The following is a 3,115-nucleotide window of genomic DNA, read 5'->3' as shown; positions in this document are numbered from 1 at the left end:
CTATATGAATCCGAATCAGTTTGAACGGGTTTGGGGGGAATTTAAGAAAGTTGCTTAACTGGGTGTGTCAATTTACTTGACCACCTCAAAGTTAGCAATTCGCTGCAACGAATAATTAGTTGCATCTAGCAAATACTGAATAATCCCCTTGTAAATACCTACTTTATAATCATGGGACATGAAAAATACTCCTGTAAATCATGTGTATTAAAGTCCAATTCACGTCAAATTAACAATTAATATCATTTGACGAAACTTATATTAAAACGATATTAATTTTATTATCAACATATGTTTAAAGGAAATTTGCATTAAGATACGATATGATATTGAATGATATCATTTTATATGATAATTTTTTTACGACGTTCGATTACAAGGATAATTTTATGAGTAAGGGACCCTATCAATCGTTTGCTAACCGCTTGATTAGCACCCTCAAAGATAGAGGATATACTGCCTCTCGCTCGCCAAATGGGATCTGTATTAAAACCCTAGCTGAGTTTACTGGTGCTTCTGAACAAATCTGTCGCCGTTATATACGAGGGGATGCTTTACCAGATTATGAAAAAGTCAAACAGCTGGCTTTTCATCTTCAAGTAAACCCTGGCTGGTTGCTATTTGGGGAAGACGAAAATGCGGCTTCTAAGGAGAATGAATTCGATGAAATATTACTTCATTACATCTTGAAACAAAGCCATCATTTATACCCAGTCTCTCAGGGAAGTAATGACGATTACGCCGATTTTGTGTTAGGATTGATCAAAGAAGTCAAAGCAATTGACACTTCGGAAAATAATTTACTAAAAATCATTGACTTGGCCATTGGTTCAATTTCTTCCTACGAAGAAAAGAGAAAAAAGCACAGTCATGCAGTTTAAAATGTTTGTAGATATGGATGTAACAGCTGTGGAAGTAAAGCTTCACCCCAAAGCCAAGGAATTTCTGTTTGAACACTTTGTCACAATACGCAGGGTGTTTTCAGATGTACTAGGACAAGTAGAAACTGACTATGCTTCTATTGCCCTTATTAACCAGACAGGACAGATCTTTTTCATGTCCTCGAATCCAGCCATAGAGCAAAATTTAATTGAGCAAAAACTCTGGCTATTTGACGGTTGCTATCAACCAGAATTCCTCAGCCAGGATCAACCGAAATTATGGAGCGAACTACCCCATATAGGCTGCGCAGAATTAATTGTAAAATACAAACAAATAAAACCTGGACTTATAACAGGTATCTCCATCCCTACTGAATATGATTCATACAGAGCAATTTTTTCATTTGGATTAAAACAGATAAATCCCTATATCCAAAATAAAAGCTCGATTCACTGTGAGAAACTGTTAGCTATGGGCAAGTTTGCGCTAAGGCAAATTCAAGAGTATTTAACTTTCCCTGACAAGCAGCGCTGTATATCAACTAAACCTAAACTGACATTAATCATCAATAATCAGGTGACCTATGAACACACTTCTGGATAAAAACGACCCTATTTTAAAACTAACCGCTGAGCCAATTAATGAATCAGAATTTGGTAGCAGTTGGTTAAAAGAACTTATTAAGACTATGTTCAGCATTATGGCTGATAAAGGTGCCGTAGGTGTAGCTGCTCCTCAAATTGGCATCAGCAAACGAGTGATTGTATTTAGTACTAAATATACTAAACGAAGAAAACCAGAATACCCTATTCCTGATACAGCCTTAATTAATCCTTCCTTAAAGATCCTATCTAAGGAAGTTCAAATTGGTTACGAGGGCTGCCTTAATTGCGGCGAAATAATGGGAGAGGTTCCAAGAGCCATGGAGATTGAATATTCGGGATTTGACATAGATGGAAATAGAATTACAAAAAAAGCTTCTGGTTTAGAAGCTCGTATTCTTCAGCATGAAATTGATCACCTGGATGGATTTTTATTTTTAGACCGAATGGAAAATCAAGATTCACTAACTACCTTATCGGCAATGCAAAGCAAAGGATAATAGGATGAAGCACCAAACCCGAATCATACTAGCAGGCACTTTAGGCAATTTAATAGAATCTTTTGATATGGCTATTTGTGGCCTACTCTCAGTCTACATTGCCAAATACCTAATTGGTGATCCTTCTAAAGGTTTGTTTCTAGTTTTTCTGACTTTCTTTGCTGGATACCTAGCCAGGCCTATTGGGGCTATGGTGATGGGCTTACTTTCCGATATTTATGGCAGAAAAATTATTCTTGCCGGTTCAATTCTCACTATGGGTATATCAACAACTCTTATCGGATTTATCCCCCCTCAGAGTATCATAGGCATAATTTCTGTTATTACATTATTATTGTTGAGAATTATTCAGAGCTTTTCTTGTGGTGCAGAATATCTAAATTCCTCAGCTTACCTTGTTGAAAATGCAGAAGTATCGAAAAAAGGCTACTCGGGTAGCTGGGCTTCGTTTGGTGCAATGTCAGGAATGCTGGTAGCATCATTCATAACATTATTAGTTACATATTTTACCAATCACTATCCTGAACATGATTGGATAATATGGCGTGTGCCTTTTGTCCTTGCGCTATTAGGTTCATCTATTGGACTATATATTCGGTTATGTATTCCTGAGAGTATGGAGTATATCATGTATTATGCGGACAGGCCGAAGCCTAAATTTAAGAGTCTGTTGTCTGAATCAATCAACTATATCAAAGATAATAAACTCCAATCTCTCTATGTATTTATTTTAAGTTGCTTGGGAGTAACAACAACTTTCCAAATTTACATTTATGGTCCTATGCAAGCTCATTTATATGGACATTTTCAAGATCATGAAATTATCCTATCAAACATACTCTCACTGATTGTTTTATTGGCAGTATTTCCTTTAGTTGGAAAATTATCTGATAAAATTAATCGAGAAAAAATTGTTATCTTTGCTAGTATAGGCTTCCTAATTCTTTCTCAACCATTTTTTTATTCTCTTGCTCATCATGATATTTTTAATCTCTTATTAGGACAGGCATTAATTGCGATTCCTGCTGGGGCTTATTATGCGACTGTCATTCAGCACCCTAATCGGACCACTTTGTCATCACCTAAAGGGACCACCCCATTAGCACTTAATGGGACCACCTAGTCATCACT

At 36.4% G+C, this 3,115-nt stretch carries 4 protein-coding genes; all 4 read left to right on the top strand.

The genetic code is table 11. The features are described from left to right. The first annotated feature begins 389 nt into the window (after window positions 1-389). From Lwal_RS04835 to Lwal_RS04820, 4 genes are read left to right on the top strand one after another with little or no spacing between them, the layout of a single operon-like run. Window positions 390-881, top strand: coding sequence for a helix-turn-helix domain-containing protein (locus tag Lwal_RS04835; protein ID WP_058479791.1), 492 nt, complete (start codon window positions 390-392; stop codon window positions 879-881). Further along, window positions 871-1,485: a flagellar biosynthesis protein FlgJ gene (locus Lwal_RS04830; protein ID WP_193787214.1), complete on the top strand. Its 615-nt coding sequence runs from the start codon at window positions 871-873 to the stop codon at window positions 1,483-1,485. The genes Lwal_RS04835 and Lwal_RS04830 overlap by 11 nt, the downstream gene beginning before the upstream one ends. Further along, window positions 1,466-1,984 carry a peptide deformylase gene (gene def / locus Lwal_RS04825; protein WP_058479790.1) on the top strand — a complete coding sequence of 173 codons (519 nt, stop codon included), beginning with the start codon at window positions 1,466-1,468 and terminating at the stop codon, window positions 1,982-1,984. The genes Lwal_RS04830 and def overlap by 20 nt, the downstream gene beginning before the upstream one ends. Before the next feature lie 4 nt (window positions 1,985-1,988). After that, on the top strand, window positions 1,989-3,107 hold the full coding sequence (locus Lwal_RS04820) for an MFS transporter (RefSeq protein ID WP_231950953.1): 1,119 nt from the start codon (window positions 1,989-1,991) through the stop codon (window positions 3,105-3,107). The last annotated feature ends 8 nt before the right edge of the window (window positions 3,108-3,115 follow it).

The sequence above is a fragment of the Legionella waltersii genome, from assembly GCF_001468085.1.
GTDB lineage: Bacteria > Pseudomonadota > Gammaproteobacteria > Legionellales > Legionellaceae > Legionella > Legionella waltersii.
Note: the sequence above shows the minus strand (reverse complement) of the source record. Positions and strands in the feature narration are given on the sequence as shown.